Origin of the sequence: Rhizobium sp. Root149 (assembly GCF_001427345.1) — a bacterium.
GTDB classification, from domain to species: Bacteria; Pseudomonadota; Alphaproteobacteria; order Rhizobiales; family Rhizobiaceae; genus Neorhizobium; species Neorhizobium rhizoryzae.
Genome location: NZ_LMGD01000026.1, coordinates 84,661 through 106,239, shown reverse-complemented (window position 1 = coordinate 106,239; position 21,579 = coordinate 84,661). Strand labels below are relative to the sequence as shown.

22 protein-coding genes and 2 pseudogenes are annotated in these 21,579 nt (G+C 56.6%); 2 read left to right on the top strand and 22 right to left on the bottom strand.

Annotation, left to right across the window (positions count from 1 at the left end; all coding sequences use genetic code 11):
• Positions 1–344 precede the first annotated feature (344 nt).
• The gene (locus ASD54_RS25620; RefSeq protein ID WP_062557430.1) at positions 345–1,382 is read left to right on the top strand and encodes a 2-keto-3-deoxygluconate permease; all 1,038 of its coding nucleotides are present in this window, start codon (positions 345–347) and stop codon (positions 1,380–1,382) included.
• A gap of 168 nt (positions 1,383–1,550) precedes the next feature.
• On the opposite strand, the pseudogene ASD54_RS25615 reads toward ASD54_RS25620, so the two are convergent.
• From ASD54_RS25615 to ASD54_RS25530, 19 genes and pseudogenes are all read right to left on the bottom strand, one after another.
• Positions 1,551–2,759: pseudogene (locus ASD54_RS25615) on the bottom strand (IS66 family transposase); the annotation flags it as partial.
• 58 nt (positions 2,760–2,817) lie between these two features.
• On the bottom strand, positions 2,818–3,168 hold the full coding sequence (gene tnpB, locus ASD54_RS25610) for an IS66 family insertion sequence element accessory protein TnpB (protein WP_062557429.1): 351 nt from the start codon (positions 3,166–3,168) through the stop codon (positions 2,818–2,820).
• A complete protein-coding gene (locus tag ASD54_RS25605) occupies positions 3,165–3,536 on the bottom strand; it encodes a transposase (RefSeq protein ID WP_244484858.1) in 372 nt (123 codons plus the stop codon). Before ASD54_RS25605 ends, tnpB begins: the two co-directional genes overlap by 4 nt.
• 353 nt (positions 3,537–3,889) lie before the next feature.
• Positions 3,890–4,049, bottom strand: a pseudogene (locus tag ASD54_RS26755) (IS630 family transposase); the annotation flags it as partial.
• Positions 4,019–4,843 (bottom strand): 3-oxoadipate enol-lactonase, encoded by an 825-nt coding sequence (pcaD, locus tag ASD54_RS25600; protein WP_244484857.1) that lies wholly within the window; start codon positions 4,841–4,843, stop codon positions 4,019–4,021. The gene pcaD and the pseudogene ASD54_RS26755, both read right to left, overlap by 31 nt.
• A gap of 12 nt (positions 4,844–4,855) precedes the next feature.
• Positions 4,856–5,260, bottom strand: coding sequence for a RidA family protein (locus ASD54_RS25595; protein WP_062557427.1), 405 nt, complete (start codon positions 5,258–5,260; stop codon positions 4,856–4,858).
• Between the two features lie 13 nt (positions 5,261–5,273).
• Complete coding sequence (locus tag ASD54_RS25590; RefSeq protein WP_200958494.1) at positions 5,274–6,545, bottom strand: benzoate/H(+) symporter BenE family transporter; 1,272 nt, start codon at positions 6,543–6,545, stop codon at positions 5,274–5,276.
• Entirely contained in the window at positions 6,538–7,326 is a 789-nt protein-coding gene (gene benD, locus ASD54_RS25585; RefSeq protein WP_062557426.1) for a benzoate diol dehydrogenase BenD, read from the bottom strand. The genes ASD54_RS25590 and benD overlap by 8 nt, the downstream gene beginning before the upstream one ends.
• Positions 7,323–8,348, bottom strand: a complete 1,026-nt coding sequence (benC, locus tag ASD54_RS25580) for a benzoate 1,2-dioxygenase electron transfer component BenC (RefSeq protein WP_062557425.1) — start codon at positions 8,346–8,348, stop codon at positions 7,323–7,325. Before benC ends, benD begins: the two co-directional genes overlap by 4 nt.
• Positions 8,349–8,383: 35 nt before the next feature.
• Complete coding sequence (benB, locus tag ASD54_RS25575) at positions 8,384–8,872, bottom strand: benzoate 1,2-dioxygenase small subunit (RefSeq protein WP_062557424.1); 489 nt, start codon at positions 8,870–8,872, stop codon at positions 8,384–8,386.
• Positions 8,869–10,227, bottom strand: coding sequence for a Rieske 2Fe-2S domain-containing protein (locus tag ASD54_RS25570; protein WP_062557423.1), 1,359 nt, complete (start codon positions 10,225–10,227; stop codon positions 8,869–8,871). The genes benB and ASD54_RS25570 overlap by 4 nt, the downstream gene beginning before the upstream one ends.
• Positions 10,228–10,327: 100 nt before the next feature.
• Positions 10,328–11,266 carry a catechol 1,2-dioxygenase gene (catA, locus tag ASD54_RS25565; protein ID WP_062557422.1) on the bottom strand — a complete coding sequence of 313 codons (939 nt, stop codon included), beginning with the start codon at positions 11,264–11,266 and terminating at the stop codon, positions 10,328–10,330.
• 67 nt (positions 11,267–11,333) lie between these two features.
• A complete protein-coding gene (gene catC / locus ASD54_RS25560; RefSeq protein WP_062557421.1) occupies positions 11,334–11,624 on the bottom strand; it encodes a muconolactone Delta-isomerase in 291 nt (96 codons plus the stop codon).
• 10 nt (positions 11,625–11,634) lie between these two features.
• Positions 11,635–12,816 (bottom strand): muconate/chloromuconate family cycloisomerase, encoded by a 1,182-nt coding sequence (locus tag ASD54_RS25555; RefSeq protein ID WP_062557420.1) that lies wholly within the window; start codon positions 12,814–12,816, stop codon positions 11,635–11,637.
• 270 nt (positions 12,817–13,086) lie between these two features.
• Positions 13,087–13,800 (bottom strand): ABC transporter ATP-binding protein, encoded by a 714-nt coding sequence (locus ASD54_RS25550; protein WP_062557419.1) that lies wholly within the window; start codon positions 13,798–13,800, stop codon positions 13,087–13,089.
• Positions 13,797–14,555 carry an ABC transporter ATP-binding protein gene (locus tag ASD54_RS25545; protein WP_062557418.1) on the bottom strand — a complete coding sequence of 253 codons (759 nt, stop codon included), beginning with the start codon at positions 14,553–14,555 and terminating at the stop codon, positions 13,797–13,799. The genes ASD54_RS25550 and ASD54_RS25545 overlap by 4 nt, the downstream gene beginning before the upstream one ends.
• Positions 14,552–15,553 (bottom strand): branched-chain amino acid ABC transporter permease, encoded by a 1,002-nt coding sequence (locus tag ASD54_RS25540; protein WP_062557417.1) that lies wholly within the window; start codon positions 15,551–15,553, stop codon positions 14,552–14,554. The genes ASD54_RS25545 and ASD54_RS25540 overlap by 4 nt, the downstream gene beginning before the upstream one ends.
• Positions 15,554–15,555: 2 nt before the next feature.
• Positions 15,556–16,428, bottom strand: a complete 873-nt coding sequence (locus ASD54_RS25535; protein ID WP_062557416.1) for a branched-chain amino acid ABC transporter permease — start codon at positions 16,426–16,428, stop codon at positions 15,556–15,558.
• Between the two features lie 94 nt (positions 16,429–16,522).
• Positions 16,523–17,734, bottom strand: a complete 1,212-nt coding sequence (locus ASD54_RS25530; RefSeq protein WP_062557415.1) for an ABC transporter substrate-binding protein — start codon at positions 17,732–17,734, stop codon at positions 16,523–16,525.
• 340 nt (positions 17,735–18,074) lie between these two features.
• On the opposite strand from ASD54_RS25530, the gene ASD54_RS25525 reads away from it, so the two are divergent.
• A complete protein-coding gene (locus ASD54_RS25525) occupies positions 18,075–19,007 on the top strand; it encodes a LysR family transcriptional regulator (protein ID WP_062557414.1) in 933 nt (310 codons plus the stop codon).
• A gap of 336 nt (positions 19,008–19,343) precedes the next feature.
• On the opposite strand, the gene ASD54_RS25520 is transcribed toward ASD54_RS25525, so the two are convergent.
• The 3 genes from ASD54_RS25520 to ASD54_RS25510 all read right to left on the bottom strand — a co-directional run bounded on the left by ASD54_RS25520 (position 19,344) and on the right by ASD54_RS25510 (position 21,371).
• A complete protein-coding gene (locus tag ASD54_RS25520; RefSeq protein WP_062557413.1) occupies positions 19,344–19,544 on the bottom strand; it encodes a hypothetical protein in 201 nt (66 codons plus the stop codon).
• An 11-nt stretch (positions 19,545–19,555) separates the two neighbouring features.
• Positions 19,556–20,770, bottom strand: a complete 1,215-nt coding sequence (locus ASD54_RS25515) for an NtaA/DmoA family FMN-dependent monooxygenase (protein WP_200958498.1) — start codon at positions 20,768–20,770, stop codon at positions 19,556–19,558.
• A gap of 148 nt (positions 20,771–20,918) precedes the next feature.
• Positions 20,919–21,371 (bottom strand): MarR family winged helix-turn-helix transcriptional regulator, encoded by a 453-nt coding sequence (locus tag ASD54_RS25510; RefSeq protein ID WP_062557412.1) that lies wholly within the window; start codon positions 21,369–21,371, stop codon positions 20,919–20,921.
• Positions 21,372–21,579 lie beyond the last annotated feature (208 nt).

The following is a 21,579-nucleotide window of genomic DNA, read 5'->3' as shown; positions in this document are numbered from 1 at the left end:
GCCAATAAATCCGCTTCTTCATTCGCTCTACTCTAACTTGCTATGACGGTTCACCGTCCCGCATTATGCAATTTAGGTATTGAAAACTACCTAAATAGTGTTGGACGGAAAACGGCGCCTGCGGCCACTATCAGCCTTGAATAGATCTTTAGCCCTCGCTCTGCTTCGCCACGCACTTTAGCCCGTTCGTCGAGCACGTGAAGCCCATTTGATCAACTCTTGCCAACCATCGACCGCAAAGTTGTCGGTGGGGACGATGTATAGCCAGAACCTGATTCTCGGGAAAGTACGCCGTTCGCGCAAGGGCGCCGCACTACACTGAAAATTTTGACGGAGGAGCCCCCATGGAGACTTTACTAAAGCAGCTTGGCCGGATTCCCGGTGCGTTGATGATCGTACCACTTTTCTTGGGAGCTGTTGTTGCCAGCCTGGCGCCTCAGGCACTTGAAATCGGGAGTTTTACCACCGCCCTGTTCAAAAGCGGCACAGCCGTACTTATCGGGCTTTTCTTCGTGTGTGTCGGTTCGCAGATCGATCTACGCGCCGCACTTCCTGCCGTTGAGAAGGGGATTGTTCTTCTGCTTGCGAAATTCGGCGTCGCCGTTGCTTTCGGGCTATCTGTGGCATTCGTCATGCCCGACGGGACTTTGTGGGGGATGTTGCCGCTCGCGATTATCGCCGCCATGTCGAACTCGAACGGCTCGTTGTTCGTGGCGTTGACCAGCCAGTTCGGCAATTCAAGTGACAAGGGCGCCATTTCGGTGCTTTCGATCAACGATGGTCCTTTCCTGACAATGATTGCCTTGGGCGCTGCTGGCCTGGCAGCGTTTCCGGCGCTGGCGCTCTTTGCCGCGGTTTTCCCGATGATATTCGGCTTCGTCTTAGGCAATACGAGCCCAACTGCCAAGGCGTTTCTCGGCCCAGGTGAAAAGCTGATTATCCCGTTTGCGGCCTTTGCTATCGGAGCGGGTATCAAGTTCGATGTATTGCTGACCTCAGGGGCGATCGGCATTTTGCTCGGGTTGATGACCGTCGTCCTGTCCGGTGGGGCTGCAGTATTGTGCCTGTGGCTGTGGCATGTCCTACGGGGCCATCCTCGCTCAACACGCAACGTAATCGCCGGTGCGGCAGAAGCGAGCACGGCCGGAAATGCCATTGCGACCCCTGCCGCCCTTGCCGCCATCGATCCGTCTATCCTCCCGTTTCAGGAGATGGCGACAGCCCAAGTCGCAACGGCAGTCGTTTGCACCGCCTTCACCATGCCCTTCGTGGTCGCCTGGCTGGCCGGCTGGCAACGGCGAAATGGCATTACACCGGAGGCAGAACAGGCCCTTTATGAAGCCCGCAGTCCAGAGGTCCAGGCTACCGTCGCCAATACCTAACTCGCAGCATCAGAGGCGCGCTCCGTCGTCGGCGCGCCTTATATTATGAAGAAAGAGCAAAGAAAAGGACAGTATTCAGCAAGCGAGTCATAATGCCCGGCCGGGCAGAGCAGTGGCCGGCTTCTTGTCAATGAATGGCTGCTTTAGGTAGTATCCATCCGGTGAGGGCCGAGCGGCACGCCGTTCCTCGACGGACATGCCGTTTATGCCGCGCTCGATGTCGAAGAGCGCGTCAATGCGGGCCACGGCCTCAAGCGCGACAGGAGATATCTCATGGGCGGGCTTGCCCTCGCGCACGTTGCCGGCGATGTCAGCCAGTTCGAAGAACTTGCGCCGCGCATGGCTCCAGCAGAGCGCGCTCTTGACCGGCCCCGGGCTTCGATCGGCACGATAGAGATCGTTATAGCCGCCGTATGCATCTGCTTGGAGGGTGCCATGCCACTCGGCGAGATGCCGATTGGGATGGGTCTTCTCACGATCGGGTGAGAAGTAGAAGAGTGCCGCAGGCGGCGCACCGCCTGCAAACGGACGATCATCGCGCACATAGGTCCATAACCTTGCCTGCCGTGTTGCTCCCCTGGCCAGGAGCGGCACGGTGGTGTCGTCACCATGCAGCCGAACGGCTGCCAGAACATGGGCGCGGATCAGGTCATGGATCGGCTGCAGCGCCGTCGCGCAAGCGCCAACCTGATCGGCCAGCGTGGAGAGGCTGAGATCGACGCCTTCCCTGGCGTAGCGCTCGGCCTGGCGGTTCAAGGGCTGATGCTGGCCGAACTTCTCGAACAGGATCGTCGCCAGCAGGTTCGGTCCCGCCCATCCGCGCGGTGTGGCATGGAAGGGAGCCGGTGGCTGGCTGATCCTCTCGCAATCCCGGCAAGTGAACTTCTCGCGCACCGTCTGGATCACCTTCCACTGGCGCGGGATCGCCTCCAGCGTCTCGGTGATGTCCTCGCCCATCTTCACGATCCGGGCCGAGCCGAAGCAGGTGCATTGCGTGGGAGCTTCGATGACCAGGCGCTCGCGCGGCAGGTGCTCGGGAAACGGCTTGCGGGTCGGCCGGCGGCGTTCGAAGGCGGAGACATTTGTGATCTTCGCTGCCACGCGTTCCGCCGCGATCTCGTCCTCAGTGGCATCGGCTTCGAGTTCTTCGAGCTGCAGCTCCATCTGGTCGATCAGCCGGGCACGCCGTTCCGAACTCTGGCCAAATTGCTCGCGACGCATCTTGGCGATCTCGAGCTTGAGGTGCCGGATCATCGCCTCCGATGTCGTCACGACGGCGCGCACCTGTGCGAGATCGGCCTCGGCGGAGGCGGCACGCGCTTCCGATGCCGCGAGCGCAGCGCGCAATCTGGCTATCTCCGAAGCAGCATCATCCATGGCCGAAAGCTATCATGGAACACGCCGAAGCCCAACAAAAACAGTGGATTCTAAGCGATCAGCCTGCCTTGGAAGGCCGTTGCGTCCAGCGTGGATTGCGCCAGTCGATCCCCTCCAGGAGATATCCCAACTGCGCCGACGATACGGGCACGGCGGAGCCATTTTGACTTACCGGCCAGATGAACTTGCCAGCCTCAAGGCGCTTTATGTAGAGCGACATGCCAATCCCGTCATGCCACAGGACCTTGATCAGATCGCCCTTGCGACCCCGAAAGCAGAAGACTTCGCCGCCATGAGGATCGCGGCCAAGGCCTTGCTGAACCTTCAGCGCCAGGCTGTTCATGCCGCAGCGCATGTCCGTAACCCCACCCGCGATCCATACCTTCACCCCGGCTGGAAAGGCGATCATGAGGCATCCACGACGGGCAACAGGCGGGCAAGGATGGCTGGGTCAAGCGAGGACGGGATCGTGAGCCGTCGGCCGTTCGGCAGGCCGATCTCGATCGTCTTGTCGTCGTCAGGCCGGGGCGGCGCGGCCATCTCGGACGATGCCGGCGGCGGCGGCGAAATCGTAAGCGGCACGAAGCCTGTTGACGCGGAGACGCTCAGAAGCCCGCTTCGGTACTGACGACGCCAGCTCGTCAACAACGATCGCGACAATCCATATCGCCGCGCCGTCGCCGAACCCTGTCGAAACCCCTGCAGGCTCTCCTCGACGATCCGGACCTTCTCTTCGTCCGACCAATCCCGACGGCGACCAAGATCATCGGCGGACAAGACCTCAATGGGGGAAATGATTGTAGAGCATGACATAAGGCATGGACTTAAAGCCAATCAGCAGATCACGGCAGACGGCCTTTGGCGGAGGCATACTTTAGGTGCGTCCGTGGTCGAGGTTGACTACTTGCAGACGCGAGACGATGTTGCGGCAGTGATCACGGCGGAAGAAACACTCTCAACCGCAAGGGATCGAGGCCTTAGTGCGCCGATGGCTGTTTTCGACGTTATGCTGCTGTTGGGCGGCGGTTATTTATGAAATTATATGTTGCCCGCCAGCGTCGGCTACACACGCGAGGTCGTGGACCGGGACTGGTTTCTGGACAATGGTGACCTGCTAGAGCAGATCCTGTTCAATCCGGGTCATATCCAGCGGCGCTGAAGTAGTTGCGGATTCAGCCGGTGTGAAGCCGGGGATCAAGCATCGACCGCGTCCCAGAGAGCTTTGATCTTTCGCTGTGCCCGACCTCGCAACATGGCCTTCAGTTTGGAGAATGCATTTTCGATGCCACTTGCCGCTCGAGAAAGAAATCTCGAACAACTTTATTGAAAGACTTGGCAGACTCGACATTGACAATGTGCTTGCCCGGCAATGTCGAGTGTTGGCCATTCTGCACACTAGCGGCAATCTGTTGCAGTTCGGATGGGGGACATACCGGATCATTGTCACCTGAAATACACAGTACATTATGATATATTGCAGGAAGATTATCGTGGAAGTCTGCTGCAGCTAGGGCTGAGCAGCAGCCGATGTATCCCTCCTCTGCCGTACTAATTAAGCTCTCAAGTAGACGATCGACTTTATCTTGTTCGGCGAGATAGTATTGCGGCGTAAACCAACGCTCCAAGGTTGCTTCCCTTAACACCGACAGACCTTTTTCTTTCACCGTCACGATACGTGCGTTCCAGCTCTCTGCGCTGCCGATCCTTGCCGCCGTCGCGCAAAGCACGATTCTGTCGAGACGATCGGCTGCATTTATGCCGAGCCACTGACCTGTTAACCCGCCAAGAGAGATTCCACAGAAATTGGCGCGATCGATGTCCAATGCATCCAGCAATGCTAAGATGTCCCCGCCGAGCTCGGCAAGGGTATAGGGCGCCCGGGGAGCGGAAGATTCACCGTGCCCCCGGGTATCGTACCGTAGGATGCGGAACTCATGCGACAGGTCAGCTATTTGCGCATCCCACATACTTAGGTTGGTACCGAGGGAATTTGAGAAGAGCAGCCATGGACCAGTCTCCCCAGCGAGTCGATATCGCAACCGGTGGGTGCCAAGGTCTAAGAAGTGACTCTGCATATCAACCATCTTAAGCCTCACTCAATCTGCACTTTGAAGGACAGCCACGGCTTTGATTTCTACTATGTAGCCTGGCGCGCCTCCGAGCATGGGCGCGCCGATCGCTGTCCATGCCGGCCGTGGATGTGTTTCAAAATACTGGTCGCGCACCTGCATGAATAACGGCAAGTCACGCATGTCCGTATGCCAAGAAGTCAGATCAACGACATCTGCTAATGAAGCTCCAGCCGTCTCGAGTACCAGTTTTAGATTCTCGAAAGCCTGTTCAACCTGTGCTCTGCTGTCGACGACCAGTTGCATATTTTGGTCGCGGCCAATCTGCCCCGAAACGTAGACAGTATTGCCCACCTTTACCCCTGGCGCATAACCAATATTGTCATACACCGCTTGCATAGTCGCAGGTATCACTGCTTGGCGCGTTGTCATTCTCACACCCCCCTTAGCGCCTTTCGTTCAAAATAACCGAGTGCCCGTCGCCAGATTTCCATCTGACGAGGCCATGTGTTGCAAGACCAAATACTAAGCTCCAGAAGGCCGCACCCAAACCGAATAGCGACATGCCAGAGGCGGAGACTATAAACGTCACCAACGCGGCATCTCGATCTAAGGGATCGCTCATCGAAGCTGCCAGTGCGCCAGCGATTGTGGGAAAAAGGGCTAACCCAGCCAAGGTCGCGATCAACTCTTCTGGCAGCATAGCGAAGAATGATAAAACCGTAGCCGCGAACGCGCCTAGAACCAGATACAAGACACCGCCGACGACTCCAGCGACGTAGCGTCTGGAGCGGTCCACGTGAGCTCCCTCACCAGCGCAAATCGCGGCAGTGATCGCAGCGAGGTTCAAACCATGACATCCGAACGGCGCCAAAAAGGCTGAGCCAGCAGCGACCCAAGCAATCAAAGGGCTAGCATTTGGACGCTGGTAACCATTGGTCCGCAGCACCGCCATTCCCGGGAGCCATTGACCAGTAAGTGAGACCACGGCTAGCGGTACAGCAATATTGGTGATTGCTTGCCATTCGAAATGTGGCGTCGTCCAGGTCGGCAGGGTCAACGCGACTGAGTGCACGGATCCCGTTATCTCGCCTTCGCCAAGTGCGATCATCACACCCACAACTAGCACGCCAACTACTACATAGCGTGGGAACCAGCGCCTGCCGACAAACAAGGCTACAAACATCATCCCCGCCATCGAGGGATGGGTCGGCAACGCAAGGATCATGTGTGAGACGAACCCAAACAGGATGGCAGAAAGCATAGCTGCAGAGATACCAGGAGGCAGTTTCGAGACAAATCTGTCGAAACTGCCCGTAATTCCAATGACAACAATTCCCAAGCTGGCAACCAGGGAAGCGCCGGTGGCCGCGGCGAAGTCCACGGATGGAAGGAGTGTAATTAGCAGTGCGGAGCCGGGGGCCGACCAGGCAATAACCACAGGCACCCTGTATCGGAGACTCAAAAGGATGCCGAAAATCCCACTACCGGTTGAAATAGTCCATACCCAGGATGCAAGAAGTTCATGGCTCAAGCCTTCGGCCGCATGGAATACGATGACCAGTGGTCCAGCAAAGGAAATCAGCGTTGCGATCACGCCTGCTACCGATGCAGAGAAAGAGGTATCGTTACGCAGGCTACGCAACATGCCAGCCATTCCGTTCCCGCGTATTCGCTGTTGTTTGGCGCTGTTACTCTTCATAAGGAAATCAGCCAAGATCCCCACCGGCAACCGGGAGAACACTTCCGGTAATATAGGAAGCTTCATCCGATGCCAGGAAAAGGATGGGCGCGGCCTGTTCATCGATGGTGCCATATCGCCTCATGAAGCTGGACTGTTTGACTTGCTGTACAACCTCGGCCATCCAAATTTTCTCGGCCTCACTATCACCAGCAGCGTTGCGCGGAATACGGCGTGGTGGCGCTTCAGTACCACCCGGCGCCGTCGCAACCACGCGGATATTTCGTCCGGCAAGTTCCATGGCGAGCGACTGCGTCAGTGCGTTCACGCCGCCCTTAGCGGCGGAATACGGCATGCGATGAATGCCGCGGGTGGCATTTGAGGAGACATTTACGATCGTCCCCCCGTTGCGAGCGAATAAATGCGGCAGAACTGCGTGACAGCAATATAGGGTCGGCATAAGCGAGCGCCTGATTTCTGCGTCGATCTGTGGGGGTTCAAACTCAGCGAAGGGGCGCATACGGATTGCGCCACCGACATTGTTGATCAAGATGTCAATGCCACCGAAAGTCTCGGTCGCGAACTGCATGGCCGAGTGGGCGCCTTGGTAGGACTCGAGATCACAAGCAAATGTTGCAACCTCCGCTCCCTCAGCTTCAAGTGCGACTTCAGAAACGAGGGGCGAGCGATCAACTAGTAAAACCTTCCCGCCCTCTCTCGCTGCACGTAAAGCTACAGCGCGGCCAATGCCCTGGGCGGCCCCGGTAACAATAAGCACCTTGTCTGCAAAACGACCAGCGAATGTTTGCGTACTCATGCAACCGCTCCCGTCACGATATTGGGGGTAAACTTTTCGTAGTGGAAGCTATTGGGCTTGACCCCCTGACTGTCGAAGTACCCACGCACGGCATCAACCATTGGCGGGGGACCGCACAGATAGACATCCACGTCACCGCCATTGAGCACCTCTGGCAAGATATGTTGCGTCACCCAGCCTTTTCGGGGATGTTTCGAGACCTCGTCCGCCACAACCGTTGTGAAGCTGAAGTTCGACAGCCTTCGTGAATACGCCTCGATTTCATCGACCAACACGAGATCGAGATCACGCGTAACACCGTAGAGCAAGTGCACACTTTGTTCTGAATTGCTCTGCGCGAGCACCTCTAACATCGATAGAAAAGGTGCCAGACCCGTACCTCCTGCAAGGAATAATAGCGGACGCTTGACTTCCCTCAGATAAAAGCTGCCCAAGGGACCAGCAAATTGCAATTTTTGACCGGGCTGCGCTTGCTCTAGCCAAGTGCTCATCACGCCGCCTGAAATTTTCTTTATGAGAAAACCGATGCGGCGCTCGCCAGGGGCGGAGCTGAAGGAATAGGATCGGTGCTGGCCGCTCCCCGGAACATCGATATTGACATATTGCCCGGGTAAAAAGGCGGGCACGACATCCTGCACATCCATTTCTAAGACGATCGCCGCGTCATTGTGCGATACGACCTTTGCGACTGTGGCGGAAAATTTCTGCTGGACAATCTTGCAGGCCGTCGAGGTTGTTGGGACGGCAATTACGCAGTCGCTCGCTGGCACCATCTGGCAAGTCAGCACGAGCCCTTCGGCTGCTTCACCAGCGGTGAGGGCGTCCTCGATGTAGTCTTCGCCTAGATCGTAGCTGCCGCTTTCAGCGCGGCATTTGCAGGTGCCGCACACACCATCGGAACAATCCATAGGCAGATTGATCTTATTGCGAAAGGCGACGTCAAGCACCTTCTCGCCCTCAGGGCATTCGATGACGCGTGTTATTCCGTCCTCGAAGTTCAGTGCAATCTTGTAATTGGCCATAATTCTTCTCGTCTTCTTTGCACCTCCAGCGTCGATCAGATGTGATAGACGTCGATGACTTGGCGGATATAGTCGTTCTTCAGCACGATCTTTTTGCTCGTGATCACGATGCCGTCTTCCGCTTCGCGCAATGACACAAAGATGGTTCCAAAGAAGTGGTCGGTGACTTTGTAGCGGTGACTGAGTGTATTGAAGTTATAACGAACGTCGACCTCGTCACCGCGTTGCGCCAGGAGCTCCACATTGGTGATGTTGTGGCTCGTTCGAGGCTCTGGCGTGGAGGCGCCAGAACGCTCGGTTTTGATGCGGAAAACGCGGTCCTCAAGCCCGTCGCGATTGGGGTAGTAAATCAATGAAATTTGCGACTGGGGATCCTCAGTAACCTGATCGTCGTCGTCCCACGCAGGCATCCAGTATGAGGCAGTCGATGCATAGCACGAGAGCCACTCATCCCACTGGCGATCGTCCAGAAGTCGCGCCTCCCTGTAGAGAAAAGCACATACAGCGTCGTGCGAAATTGTCATGCCGACACCTGTCGCTGCTCAGCGGCAAGGGCACTACGCATAGCGCCCGCCCAGTATTCATGCTGGCGCACAAACAAACCTTCATCTTCGCTGCGCTCGCCTGACAGGAGAGGATTTATACCCATGCGCTTGGCATTTTCATCTGGTCCGTCGAGCCACAGCGGTGCGCCGCGTGACATATCGTTCCACGGCGCTGCGATGCCTGCGTAACCAGCTTGGCACGCTCTGAATTCCTCAAGGTCGTCGGCGGTGCCCATACCGGAAACGTTGAAGAAATCTTCGTACTGACGAATACGAAGGGTTCGATCGGCCTCGCTTTCACCCTTCGGTGCGAAGCAGAAGATGCTGATTTCAGTTTTGTCGACACTGATCGGACGGGTGACGCGGATCTGCGTGCTGAACTGATCCATAAGAAACACGTTTGGATAGAGACACAAATTGCGCGTTTGATTGACGATGAAGCCTGCCTTTTCCTCGCCGACCCGCGCCTTGATTTCGTCGCGGTGATTGTAGACCGGTCGGACCTCCGGGTTCATCGTATTGGTCCAGAGAAGGATATGGCCATTCTCGAAACCATAGACACCAGCAATCGATTTGCTCCAGCTATTGGCATCGACCGCTTTCGTGCCTTCTTCCTTGCGCCGGCCCATTGTTGCCGCGTAGTTCCAGTGCACGGTGCTCACATGGTAGCCATCGCAGCCGTTCTCCATCTGGAGTTTCCAGTTCCCATCGTAGATATACGAAGAATTGCCACGCAAAACTTCGAGCCCGTTCGGCGCCTGATCAACGATCTGATCTATGATGACTTTCGTCTCCCCGAGAAAATTTTCCAGCGTCGCAACGTTTTCGTTGAGGCTTCCAAACAGGAAACCGCGGTAGCTTTGGAACCGCGGCACGCGCTTCAGGTCGTGCGAACCATCTTTAGCGAACTGCGGCGGGTATTGGGTGGTCTTCTCATCCTTGACCTTGAGCAGCTTACCGGTATTGGAGAATGTCCATCCATGAAACGGGCAAGTGAAGCTGCCTTTGTTGCCATGCTTGCGCCGACACAACATAGCGCCCTTGTGTGCACAGGCGTTGATTACGGCGTGCAGCTCGCCGGTTTTGTCGCGGCTTATGACGACCGGCTGGCGGCCGATGTAGGTGGTATAATAGTCGTTGTTTTCGGGGATCTGGCTTTCATGAGCCAAGTAAACCCAGTTTCCCTCGAAAATGTGCTTCATTTCGAGTTCAAAAAGATCCGTATTGGTAAAGATATCGCGCCGGCACCTGAATAGGCCGGCCTCCTTATCGTCCTGCACCGCATTGGCGAGCAATTCATTGAGTTCATGAGCTTTGGCGATATTCGCAGACATCGTTTCTCTCTCCCAGGAATGGTTACGGTGAGCCGCAGCGGCGTACGTCGCGCCGCTAAAGGAAAGGCGGCGGCTTGACTGATAGCCGCCACCGCATTGACTACGCGGCTGCGCGCTTGCGCTGTAGATTGACCTGATTATCGACACCGTTCACCAAAGGCGTGAGATGAACGTCGAAGACGATCTCGGCGAAGGGGCCATTCAGGTTGTTTGCTTGAATGCTGTCAGCGTCAGTACGCTCGATCACGTCTGGTACGAGACCATCGCGGGTGGCATAGGCGAAATCATCGTTGACGAGAGGGTCGCCCGCAATGTTGATCTGCGTGGTCAGCTTGCGGTGGCCATCGGCGCTTATGAAGAAATGGATGTGCGCCGGTCGTTGGCCGTGGCGACCGAGTGCAGACAAAAGTTGCTCTGTCGGGCTGCCGGGTGGAACGCCATAACCCTTTGGCACGATGCTCTGGAACTTGTAACAGCCCTCGTCATCGGTGATGATTGTGCGGCGCATGTTAAATGGCGCCTGCTTCCCAGTCGGGTCGAAGTGAGAATAAAAGCCACGGGTGTCGCAATGCCACACTTCGACAGTTGCGCCGGACAGCGTCTTGCCATCGGCGCCGTAGACCTTGCCGTGCATGATCAACGTGTGGCCATCGGTATCGGTACCGTCGTCTAGACGTGCAAAACCTGTCGAAACCGGAGCTCCGGCGACGTAGAGAGGGCCTTCGATAGTGCGCGGAGTGCCATTTTGAATTCCCAGTTCTTCGTCGATCGCGTCCAGGCGTTCGTCAAGGTAGTGATCGAGTCCAAGGCCTGGAGAGATAAGGCCCGCTTGTCCAGACGCGCCGATTTCGTTTACCCATGCAATAGCGGTCCAGTATTCGTCTGGCGTAATATTAAGATCGTCGATCGCCTTGAATAGGTCCGACATCAGTCTATGTGTAATTTCTTTAACGCGGGGGTTCCCCTTATCGTTGGTAAGGCCGCTCAGAACTTGCAGGAATTCCTGGGTCTCTGATCTGTCAAAGATTTTCGCCGTCATCTTAACTCCTCCGTTTTTGGATGCTTGAATTGCTGTTGTTAGAACTTAGGAAAGGTGCGCTAGCCCCTCATTTGTCGTCTTCGTGGATCGACGAGGGGTGCTTCAACAATGGTGCGACCTTGATAGTCATGAACTTGAACAGCGGTAGGCCAGAAAGCACTTCATGCAATTCAGCGTTGTCCTTGACATCAAAAATGCTAAAGTTCGCGTACTCGCCAGCGATGCGCCAGATGTGGCGCCACTTCCCGCTACGTTGTAGATCCTGAGAGTAGGCCTTCTCTCTAGAAATGATTTCCGCTGCTTCTTCAGCAGGCAAGTCACGCGGGATGTTGACGTCCATTCGCACATGAAAAAGCATTGTGAGCACCCTACCTGGCAGCGTGGATCGATTTGCGTGCACCATCGCGGACAAAATATTTCACTCGATCTTCATCAAGCTCGATGCCGAGTCCCGGTCCATCGGGTAGAACGAGTTCAAAGTCGCGATAGCTAAGTGGCTGGAGGAGGATTTCCTCCGTCAAAAGCAGGGGCCCAAACAATTCAGTACCCCACTGCAAATTTGCAAAGGTCGCGAAGGTATGTGCCGAAGCGATCGTCCCTACAGCGCTTTCAAGCATAGTCCCACCGTACAACTCGATACCGGCGGCATCGGCAATCGCGCCCACGCGCTGGGCATTGAAGAGTCCACCACTTTGCTCAACCTTCACTGCAAAGACGTCTGCACCACCGATTTTCGCGATATCAAATGCGGATTCCGGGCCATGCAGGGACTCGTCGGCCATGAGTGCTATGGGGAAGCGGCGAACAAGCCGAGCCAGCGCCGCAGCAGAGGCAACCGGCTGCTCGACAAGTTCGCACCCGACATCAGCCAAAGCCGACATTCCGTATGTCGCTTGGGTTTCACTCCAAGCCATATTGACATCAACGCGCACAGCTCCGCGATCGCTCAACGCACGCTTGATAGCCGCTACATGGGCGATATCCTCTTCGAGCGGTTTAGCGCCGATTTTCAGCTTGAAGATCTTGTGCCGACGGAGAGCCAGCATCCGTTCCGCCTCAGCAATATCTTTGGCGGTATCGCCGGAGGCGAGGGTCCATGCAACCGGTAAACGCTCGCGGCGCCGTCCTCCCAGCAACTCGCTGACAGGGAGGCCCAAGCGCTTACCGTGTGCATCGAGCAAAGCTGTTTCCACCGCACTCTTGGCGAAGCGATTGTCTTTGATCATCTTGCCAATGCGGGCCATCATCGCCTGCACTCGTGTAGCGTCCTGAGCAGCCATGATGGGGGCGAAGTAGGTATCGATCGCTAATTTCATGCTCTCAGGGCTTTCGCCGCCGTAGGCGAGGCCGCCGATCGTTGTGCCTTCGCCGATGCCGACTACACCGTCGCTGCAGTAGACCTTCACCAGCATCAGTGTTTGCCCGTCCATAGTCGCAACTGACAACTTGTGGGGTCGGATTGTCGGCAGATCCACCAGCATTGTCTCCACCCGCTCAACGACAGCGGCTGGAGTTGTAATCGGTTCGCGTAGATTTGGATTTGTGTTCATGGCAGCAATATGCGTCCCAGCGACCCTGAACGTCCAACACCGTTTACGTCTGAAACGATACCCTGGAGGTATAATGGGGAGTGGATCGATTGAGTTTGCAGCGTTGCTGCGTTGCAGCATACCTAATTTGCGAACGACCGACATTGTCCAAGGATGGTGACGACCGCTCAGGGTAGTGCCAACCTTTGTTGCGATAGTGCGAGAATGAAGGTTTGTTACTTCGGTCGAGAGCCGGTAGCCCTCGACCGGCATCGGTCGGATGCGATAGCGCTATTGGACACCCAGATGGCGTTCCAAGAATTCGGGTTGGGCGAGGAGATCGACTGGGGGGCCATCGAACTCAATCTGGCCCTTTGACATGACCACCATCCGGTCTGCAATCTTTGCTAGAGACCGAACATCCTTGTCCACGACGATCGTGGCTATTCCTTCCGACCTTACGACGGTAAGGGTCCTCCAGATTTCCTGCGCCACGAGCGGCGCCAACCCTTCGGTGGCTTCGTCGATAAGGATGAGATCGGGGTTCGTCATAAGGGCACGACCGATTGTCAACATTTGTTGCTCTCCGCCCGAAAGTTGATGGCCGCCATTGTTGCGCCGCTGCGCTAGACGCGGAAACAACGTAAGCACGCGATCAAGCGTCCAATTCTGCTTGCCACTTGGGCCTTTTCTTGCTGCCATGAGAAGGTTTTCAATGACGGAAAGCGAGCCGAAGACTCCACGGCCTTCAGGAACGTAAGCGACGCCGCTCTGGGCAATCTTTTCCGGCAATGCTGTGCGGATTTCCGCTTCCCTCCAGACGACATTTCCAGTCGTCTTCGGCACCAACCCCATCAATGATCGCAAAAACGTGGTCTTGCCCATACCGTTCCGCCCGAGCAATGCCACTTGTTCTCCAGACCTCAAGCTAAGGTCAATTCCATGCAGAACTTGACTGACCCCGTAAAAGCTCTGGAGTGAGTTAACCTTTAATAGTGCGCTCACGCTGCCTCTTCCCCTTCACCGAGATACGCGGCCCTTACCTTTGAATCGCGCCGTACTTCGTCCACTGGACCAGAAGCAATTACCTGACCGTCAGCCATGACGGTCAATCGATCAGCGATTGCGAACACCACATCCATATCGTGTTCCACAAGAAGCACGCCCCTATTGTCCTTGAGCGCACTGATGACTTGCGCCATTTGCTTTGCTTCACCATGTCCCATGCCAGCCAGCGGTTCATCAAGTAGAACGATCCGGGGGTCTGTTGCCAGCACCATGGCTACTTCCAACTGACGCTGTTCACCGTGGCTCATCATCCGTGCAGGTGTATCGATCTGATGTGCCAATCCCGCATCGGACAATGCCGCTTCGACAGCTTTGCGGTTGGTCGCCTCCTGGTGGGCACTTCGCCACATAGCAATTGAGCCCGGTCGTGCCCCTTGCGCCGCTATACGCACGTTTTCGCCAACTGTACGTTCCTGGAAAATGGTGGTTTTCTGAAAGGAACGCCCTATACCGGCACGGCAGCGCACGTTCGGCGACTGCGCTGTGATATCGCGACCTTCCAACATGATCTTACCGGATGTCGGCATCAGATCTCCGGAGAGTAGATTGATTAAAGACGATTTACCGGCCCCGTTTGGTCCTATCACCGCATGTATCTCGCCCCGTGCAACCATCAGGGATACGTCTGACACTGCGGTGAGCCCACCAAAGCGCTTGGTCAGACCATCGACTTTGAGCAGTTCATGCCTCATGAGCGTCCCTCCACTGTGACAGGCCGATTAGAGATACGGCCAATAAGGTCTCGAACGCCGACGAAACGAAGCAAATCCTGAAGGCCGCCCGGCACGAAGATTACAAGAAAAATGATGATAAGGCCGTAGGCTAACTTCCACTCGTCGACGTGGGTCTTGAGTAGATCCTCAAGGGCCGCCAGAAGAGCGGCCCCGAACAGCGGCCCCGCAACGCGGCGCGTACCGCCTAGAACCACCATTACCAGAGCAGTCGCGGAGAGATGCCAGCCAAGCATCTGCGGAGCGACAAAACCGAATTGCGCGGTCGATAGATATCCAGCGGCGCCAGCAAGAATGGCAGACAGGACGAACGCGATTAAGCGGACCCTGAACACCGGTATCCCTAAAGCGGTGGCGCGCCGCTCATTGTCACGTGCGGCTGTAAGAGCATCTCCAAAGGGCGTCGAGAGAAGGTAGCTTATCAGAGCCCAGCAGACAGCGCATGTGAAAAGGGCCGCAAAATAGAAGACAACCGGGTTTTCAAGATCAACTAACGTAGTACCGGCAATCGACAGAGCCGGTTTGACATAAAGGAAGATACCATCCGATCCGCCGCCGATGTCTGTGTCGTGAAATAGGAAAAACAGCATTTCTCCAAAAGCGAGCGTCACCATGATAAAATAGACGCCTCGTGTCCGAAGCGACAACGCACCGATTATGGTGGCGCAGGCTGCCACCGCGCCAAGAGCAAGCACCATGCTCGACCCCAGGTTCGGCACCTCGTATTCCGGGGTGGTGAGCACAAGCATGTAGCCCGCGAGACCGAAGAATGCTGCATGACAGAGACTAACCAGTCCGCCGAAGCCCACTGAAAGGTTTAGCGCCATGGCTAACGTACCAAGAACCAAGACCTTGGCAATAAACTGGACATAGAAACCCGAGATCATAGCCGGCACGAACGCGGCCGCTACGAACAGAACAGCCATTGCAAAGTAATGCCGTGTGAAATGCGACGTCATGTTCAGATCTCTCTTTTTCCGAGGATACCGGTCGGACGCCACAAGAGCACAGCTGCCATGACCACGTAGATGAGCATGCCAGCGATTTCCGGAAGGAAGACCTTACCAAAAGTATCAATAGCACCAACGAGCAGAGCGCCGATCGCCGCTCCTGGAACAGAACCGATGCCCCCTAGGACCACCACCACGAAGGACAGGATCAGCATTCCATCTCCCATGCCAGGAAACACGGTGGAAACAGGGGCTATCACTGCTCCAGCAAGAGCGGCCAAAGCAATGCCAACAGCGAAGACCAGCCGGTTGACTCGATCGAAGGGGATTCCAAGAACTCTGGTCATCTCGCGGTTTTCGGCCCCGGCTCGCACGATCATTCCGATGCGCGTCCGATTGATGACCAGAAAGATGGTAACGGCCACAAGAAGGCAAAACACAATGAGCGCGAGGCGGTAGTGGGGATAAGACTGGATGTCGGTAAGAGTTACCGTACCACTCAGCCATCCAGGCAGAGGCACCGACTGGACATCACGTCCGAAGAGCATCTGTCGGACCTCGTCAAGAACGAGAATGAGGCCGAAACTCAGAAGAACTTGAGAAAGGTGATCGCGGCCGTAGAGCCTTTTAATGAAGACCGTTTCCAGAACAAGGCCGAGAAGAAAGCTGACCACAAAAGCCCCGAGAATTCCCACGGCCAAGCTTCCCGTTGAGGCGGTGAACCACCAGGCGAGATAGGCACCAAGCATGTAAAAGGCGCCATGGGCGAGATTGATTACGCCTAAAATGCCAAAAACAAGGGTGAGGCCGCTGGCGACCAAGAAAAGCACCAACCCGTATTGCAGGGCATTCAACAGCTGTATTGCTAAAGTACCAATGTCCATTTTTCTCCTCCACAGATTGTCGGCAAGTAAACTCGCCGACAATTCCAGTTCATGGACCCGTCAGACCCGAAACGACATAATGCCCCGTAAGCCTCTACCCCATCTTGCAACCGCGCGCCGGGTCGGCAACAGCGCTGCCGGCAGTGGAGACAAGAACGTTTTCACCATTCCGGACCTCGCGAAGATAGATGTTCTGGACGGGATTGTGCGCAACCGAGAAGCTCAGAGGGCCGCGCGGGCTATCGATCTGAGCCATTGCCATAGCTCCGAACACTTTGTCGCGAGCCTGGATATCCCCTCCCGCTGCGACCAACCCCGCTTCCAGGAGGGCGGCGGAATCGTATCCTTGAACCGCATAAATATCGCCATCTTCCCCTGTCTTCGTCTTGAAGTTCTGCAGGAAGCGACGGTTGGAGGGAGTGTCGAGGTCATCAGCATAGTGAAGCGTGGTGCGAATACCTTCGGCTGCGGCACCTTGTGCGGGCAATGTGCCGTCAGTCAAAAAGCCAGTCCCGTAAAGTGGGATCTTGCCCTTCAGACCCGCCGCCGCATAGTCCGTTACGAACTTGACCGCACCGCCGCCCGCGAAGAAAGCGAAGACAGCGTCAGGCTTTAATTGAGCTATACGGGTGATGAGCGCTTGAAACTCGACCTCGGGGAACGGGAGAGTCAGGTCCTCGACGATTTTCCCGCCAGCCTTTTCAAAGCCCTCTTTAAAGCCCTTCGTCATCTGCGTCCCAGCTGCATAGCGCCAGGTGATCGTAACGACGTTCCGATACCCTTCATCAAACATTACCTTGCCCATCGGCTGCGAGACCTGCCAGTTGGAAAAGGATGTTCGGAAGATGTTGCTTGCACAGAGGGGGCCGGTCGCTTCATCGGCGCCGGCATTGGGAATGATCAGAGGAACGCCTGTGTCACGCGCAACTTTCACCATAGCCATCGCTACGCCGGAGTGTACTGTGCCAAGAACCACATCGACTTTATCTCGACCGACGAGCCGGTTTATGTTGTCGGTGGCGGTCTCAGGCTTTGATTCATCGTCCAGGCGCACGAATTCTATGCGCCGGCCGCCAAGAGCCCCGGATTTCTCATCGACGTAGAGCTGAAAGCCTCTCTCGATAAATTGTCCGAGCTTGGCGAACGTACCACTGAATGGCAACATTACCCCAACCTTTAGCGGTACCGACTGTGCGATTGCTGGTGTCTTCAATCCGAAGGCCAATGAAGATGCTCCCATCGCTGCCGTGCTCAGAAATGCGCGGCGGCTAACGCTATCCTTGAATACTTTATTATCGACGGTCATTTATTCCTCCTCCTTGGATGCAGCGAGTACCTTAGAACTCGGTTTCGATGCGATTTTAATGGTAAGCAGGGCCCGTAGTCCGGAACGTCCGTATAGCGATGACCCAGCCATTCCTCAGGGCCCTGATGTAGGTGGATTCACGCGCTATCGAGAGCGTCGTGCATCCCTCGGAAAGTCCACTTTAGCTAAGCTCGCATTTTGAGTATAATAGCTTTAGCGAAGCGCGCATTAATCCGGATAACAGTGTGAGGCCCTCCTCCTGAGCAGAGGCAAAACTAGGGCTTTTTCATCGATCGGTCCAAAACCGATAAAGTGGGTTTTGATACTTGTGAGGTATAGTATGGAAGTGCGTCAGTTGCGGTATTTCGTCGAGGTGGTGCGCCAGAAAAACTTCTCGCGAGCGGCTGGTATACTCAATATCGCCCAGCCCCCCCTAAGCCGACAGATACAGCAGCTAGAGGAGGAGCTTGCTGTCAAGCTGATCGACCGAACGACGCGGCCTCTGATCCTCACAGAAGCCGGTCGCTTTTTTTATCAAAATGCTGTGCAGATACTTTCACGGCTCGATCACATACGGGATCAGACGCGGAAGATCGGTGGTTCGAAACGGGAAAGATTCATCATCGGGTGCGTTGCCTCCACCCTCTACAGCGGCACGCCCGACCTAGTACGTCGGATGCGGAAAAAATGGCCGGATCTCGACATCGATATAAAGGAAATGATGTCTACTGAGCAAATAGCGGCGTTGAAGGAAAATCGCATAGATCTTGGCTTTGGCCGGGTTCGATTTAATGATCCAGAGGTAGAGCGGCTTACACTACGCGAAGAGCGTTTGGTCGTCGCGATCCCGATGGAGCACCCAAAAACCTCATCCAGTGATCCTATTCCGTTAAGCGAGCTAGAAGGCGAACCGTTCATTGTGTATCCGTCTGCACTCAGACCAAGCTTTGCCGATGAAATACTGAACCTTCTCGCTGAATTCAGCATCACCCCATCTTCGATCGAGGAGGTTCGTGAGATTCAGGCAGCTCTTGGCATGGTCGCCGCGGGGGCCGGGCTCTGCATCGTACCAGCTTCTTCTCAACGGCAGCGACCAGATGATGTATTTTATCGAATGATCGAGGAAAAGCAGGCAACGTCGCCGGTTATTATGAGCTATAGGCGTGCTGATGCGGACGGCAGGATCAAAGAGGTCAAACAACTCATTCAGGAAATGTATGCCGATAAGCCTACTTGGTTGCAGCTTTCGGAGCTGTGGATCGAGCGCTCTTAAAGCTTTAGGGCTGCGTTCTGGCTGAACGCTATAAACCCCATCGCTAGCTACTTCAGGGCGCATCCGTCACCAGCTACCGGCCGTTTTCCGTCCCCCGGCGTCCCTGCAAATTTACCTACCCAAACTAGCTATTGCAAAACATGCTCTGGCCGGAAATCCAGCCCTATTTGGCCAAGCCCTGCATGGAGTGCCCCCCGTTTAACCGGACAGTCGGCTAGTTTGATTGGCCCTGATGAACGGCCTGGGGGAAGCCATCTTGAGCGCGGAATGGGGATGGATTTCGTTGTAGATGCTATGGAAGAGCCGCCCCGGCTCATCCGCTTGAGATCGGGCGGCTCAAGCCAACAGGAGTGGCTGCTCGACGGCCAGCGGGCACAGCGCCGGCGCTATTGAGCGCTTCATGGCTTCAGCGATGAGTTCTACTGACCTCAGTCGCGCGTCGTGATGATAAACGTCAGAAACGATCATCAAATCATCGACGCCTGTTTCCGCAAAAAATGCCTGCAAACCTTTGCGTACGTGATCGACCGAGCCCACACTGCAGACCTTCAACCTACCGAGAGTCGTCGATCCAGTCCGAGTTGATCCGGCACCCCCAGGTGGTCGCGTAAGGTCGTCCCAGCATAGTCGGGCGCGCGGAGCCCGCGTTGGCGCAGGATAGGGACGACCTGGTCGGCGAAGGCGTCTATGCTGTCCTGCTGATTGTCGGGAACGAGGATGAAGCCGTCGCAGACACCAGCATCAAGCCAGTGCTGCAGGAAATCCGCGGCCTCCTCGGGCGTGCCCACCAGCCCCGGGCTGGTGTCAAGCACGCCATGCGCGATGATGTCGCGGGGGGACCAGCCCTCTTGCGCCAATTGGACGGCCTGGGCCGATTTCGGCGCGGCGGGGTGCCCGCGCATGCCGCCAAGCTGCCTGTCGGTCAGCGGCGCGTCGGCATCGTCCATCGGAAGTCGGATACCGAGCAGCATCGACAGTTGGCTCAGACGCTGCGCCAGACCTGCACGTTCGTCCAGCGCGCGGCGACGATCAAGCGCCTCCCGCTTGGTGGCGCCCAGCCCGAAGCCCACGAACGGCACAAACTTCATCTCGTCCGGGTCGCGGCCCGCCTGGGCAGCCGCTTTCCGGACGATTTCGCGCTGGTTGCGACTGTCCTCGACCGTGTTAGGCATGCCGAGGATCCCGTTGGCATACATGCCTAGCCCTGACAGTCCACGGCCGCTGGCGAGCGGCATGAAGATGACCGGTTGTCCCTGCTCCGACGGCGGGATCTGGAGCGGGCCGCGCGCCCCGACATGGCGCCCGCTCAGATCGACCGGCTTAATGTGCGCCATGTCGGCGAAGCGGCCGGTGTTCTGATCGGGCTGCCCGGCCTCACGCCCCCAACTCGCCCACAATGCCTGGGTGATCTGGATCACCTCGTGCAGACGCTCGTACTTTGCGTTCCCTTGCGGCACCGGCTGCCCGTAATTGGCAAAGGCCTCGGGCTCGTAGCTCGGAATGGCGTTCCACCCCACGCGGCCATGGCTCATCACGTCCAGCGCCTTGAACTGCCGGGCGGTGGTGAACGGCTCCTGGAAGGAGGTCGTGCCCGTTGCGATCAGCCCGATGCGGCGGGTGGCCTGCGAGATCGCGGCCAGTTGCAGCATCGGCTCCATGATGTTGAGGACGGGGCCGTGTTCCAGATTGCCCTGCAGGATGGGGAAGTCCGGGGTGAACAGGAACGAGAAGCCGCCGCGCTCCGCTGCCTGCGCGTAACGAATGCGCTTCTACATTCGCGTAGTTCGCCGGATCGACACCCGGCATTCTCCATGTGTTCGGAAGGGTGCCGGCCCCGTAGTTCGAGGTCAGCGCCATGCCGAGGATCATCTTCTGCCCCATGAACCGGGTCCTTTTCGTCCTGTGAGAGTCTCAGTCGGCTTGTTCACCGACGGGACCGGCGAGGGTTTCGAGCGTCTGACGCAACGCTTCCGCCTCATGGTCGGTAAGCCGGCAGGCCGAGACGATCTGACCGGCCACGTTCCGGACTGCTGTTTCGAGCGCGCGACCGGCAGGCGTAAGGTCGACAAGGACCCGCCGTTCATCGACCGTATCCCGCTTGCGCGTCACTAACCCGGCAGCCTCGAGGCGTTTCACCAGCGGGGTGATGGTCCCCGTGTCCATGCCGAGCCGGTTGCCCAGCGACCCGACCCCGACCGGCGCACCATCCAGCAATTCAATCATTGCGAGATATTGCGGGAAGGTCAGGCGCAACGGCTCAAGGAACGGCTTGTGCATCCGTGAAACGCGGTTCGCCGCGCCATACAGGGCGAACGACAATTGCTTGTCCAGCTCACGCCTTGCCTCGGTAGGATTTGAATTCATCAATTCTCTCTAGCGCAACTCTATCTGGTGCACTAGATAAACATGCATGCGGATGTCCACAAGAGTTGTGCCCCCAGATTGTATACGCCGCCCGGCACCACAGGCGGCCAGGTCCGCGCTTGATCAGGTGAATGATCGAGGCCCTTGTCAGCTGACGTCGTCGGCGAGCGGCGCTGGTCCTTGTCCATGGTTGATCTGCCAAGGCACT

Excerpts from the sequence above, each read along its gene's own strand:
- benB (WP_062557424.1), bottom strand. The coding sequence starts at position 8,872 with ATGACAATTTCGCACGACGCTGTATGTGCTTTTCTCTACAGGGAGGCG.
- ASD54_RS25595 (WP_062557427.1), bottom strand. The coding sequence starts at position 5,260 with ATGACAACGCGCCAAGCAGTGATACCTGCGACTATGCAAGCGGTGTAT.
- tnpB (WP_062557429.1), bottom strand. The coding sequence starts at position 3,168 with ATGATCGCCTTTCCAGCCGGGGTGAAGGTATGGATCGCGGGTGGGGTT.
- ASD54_RS25570 (WP_062557423.1), bottom strand. The coding sequence starts at position 10,227 with ATGTCTGCGAATATCGCCAAAGCTCATGAACTCAATGAATTGCTCGCC.
- ASD54_RS25540 (WP_062557417.1), bottom strand. The coding sequence starts at position 15,553 with ATGACGTCGCATTTCACACGGCATTACTTTGCAATGGCTGTTCTGTTC.
- ASD54_RS25620 (WP_062557430.1), top strand. The coding sequence starts at position 345 with ATGGAGACTTTACTAAAGCAGCTTGGCCGGATTCCCGGTGCGTTGATG.
- ASD54_RS25510 (WP_062557412.1), bottom strand. The coding sequence starts at position 21,371 with ATGAATTCAAATCCTACCGAGGCAAGGCGTGAGCTGGACAAGCAATTG.
- ASD54_RS25555 (WP_062557420.1), bottom strand. The coding sequence starts at position 12,816 with ATGAACACAAATCCAAATCTACGCGAACCGATTACAACTCCAGCCGCT.
- ASD54_RS25545 (WP_062557418.1), bottom strand. The coding sequence starts at position 14,555 with ATGAGGCATGAACTGCTCAAAGTCGATGGTCTGACCAAGCGCTTTGGT.
- catA (WP_062557422.1), bottom strand. The coding sequence starts at position 11,266 with ATGACGGCGAAAATCTTTGACAGATCAGAGACCCAGGAATTCCTGCAA.
- ASD54_RS25525 (WP_062557414.1), top strand. The coding sequence starts at position 18,075 with ATGGAAGTGCGTCAGTTGCGGTATTTCGTCGAGGTGGTGCGCCAGAAA.
- ASD54_RS25530 (WP_062557415.1), bottom strand. The coding sequence starts at position 17,734 with ATGACCGTCGATAATAAAGTATTCAAGGATAGCGTTAGCCGCCGCGCA.
- ASD54_RS25535 (WP_062557416.1), bottom strand. The coding sequence starts at position 16,428 with ATGGACATTGGTACTTTAGCAATACAGCTGTTGAATGCCCTGCAATAC.
- benC (WP_062557425.1), bottom strand. The coding sequence starts at position 8,348 with ATGGCCAATTACAAGATTGCACTGAACTTCGAGGACGGAATAACACGC.
- pcaD (WP_244484857.1), bottom strand. The coding sequence starts at position 4,843 with ATGGTTGATATGCAGAGTCACTTCTTAGACCTTGGCACCCACCGGTTG.
- catC (WP_062557421.1), bottom strand. The coding sequence starts at position 11,624 with ATGCTTTTTCATGTGCGAATGGACGTCAACATCCCGCGTGACTTGCCT.
- benD (WP_062557426.1), bottom strand. The coding sequence starts at position 7,326 with ATGAGTACGCAAACATTCGCTGGTCGTTTTGCAGACAAGGTGCTTATT.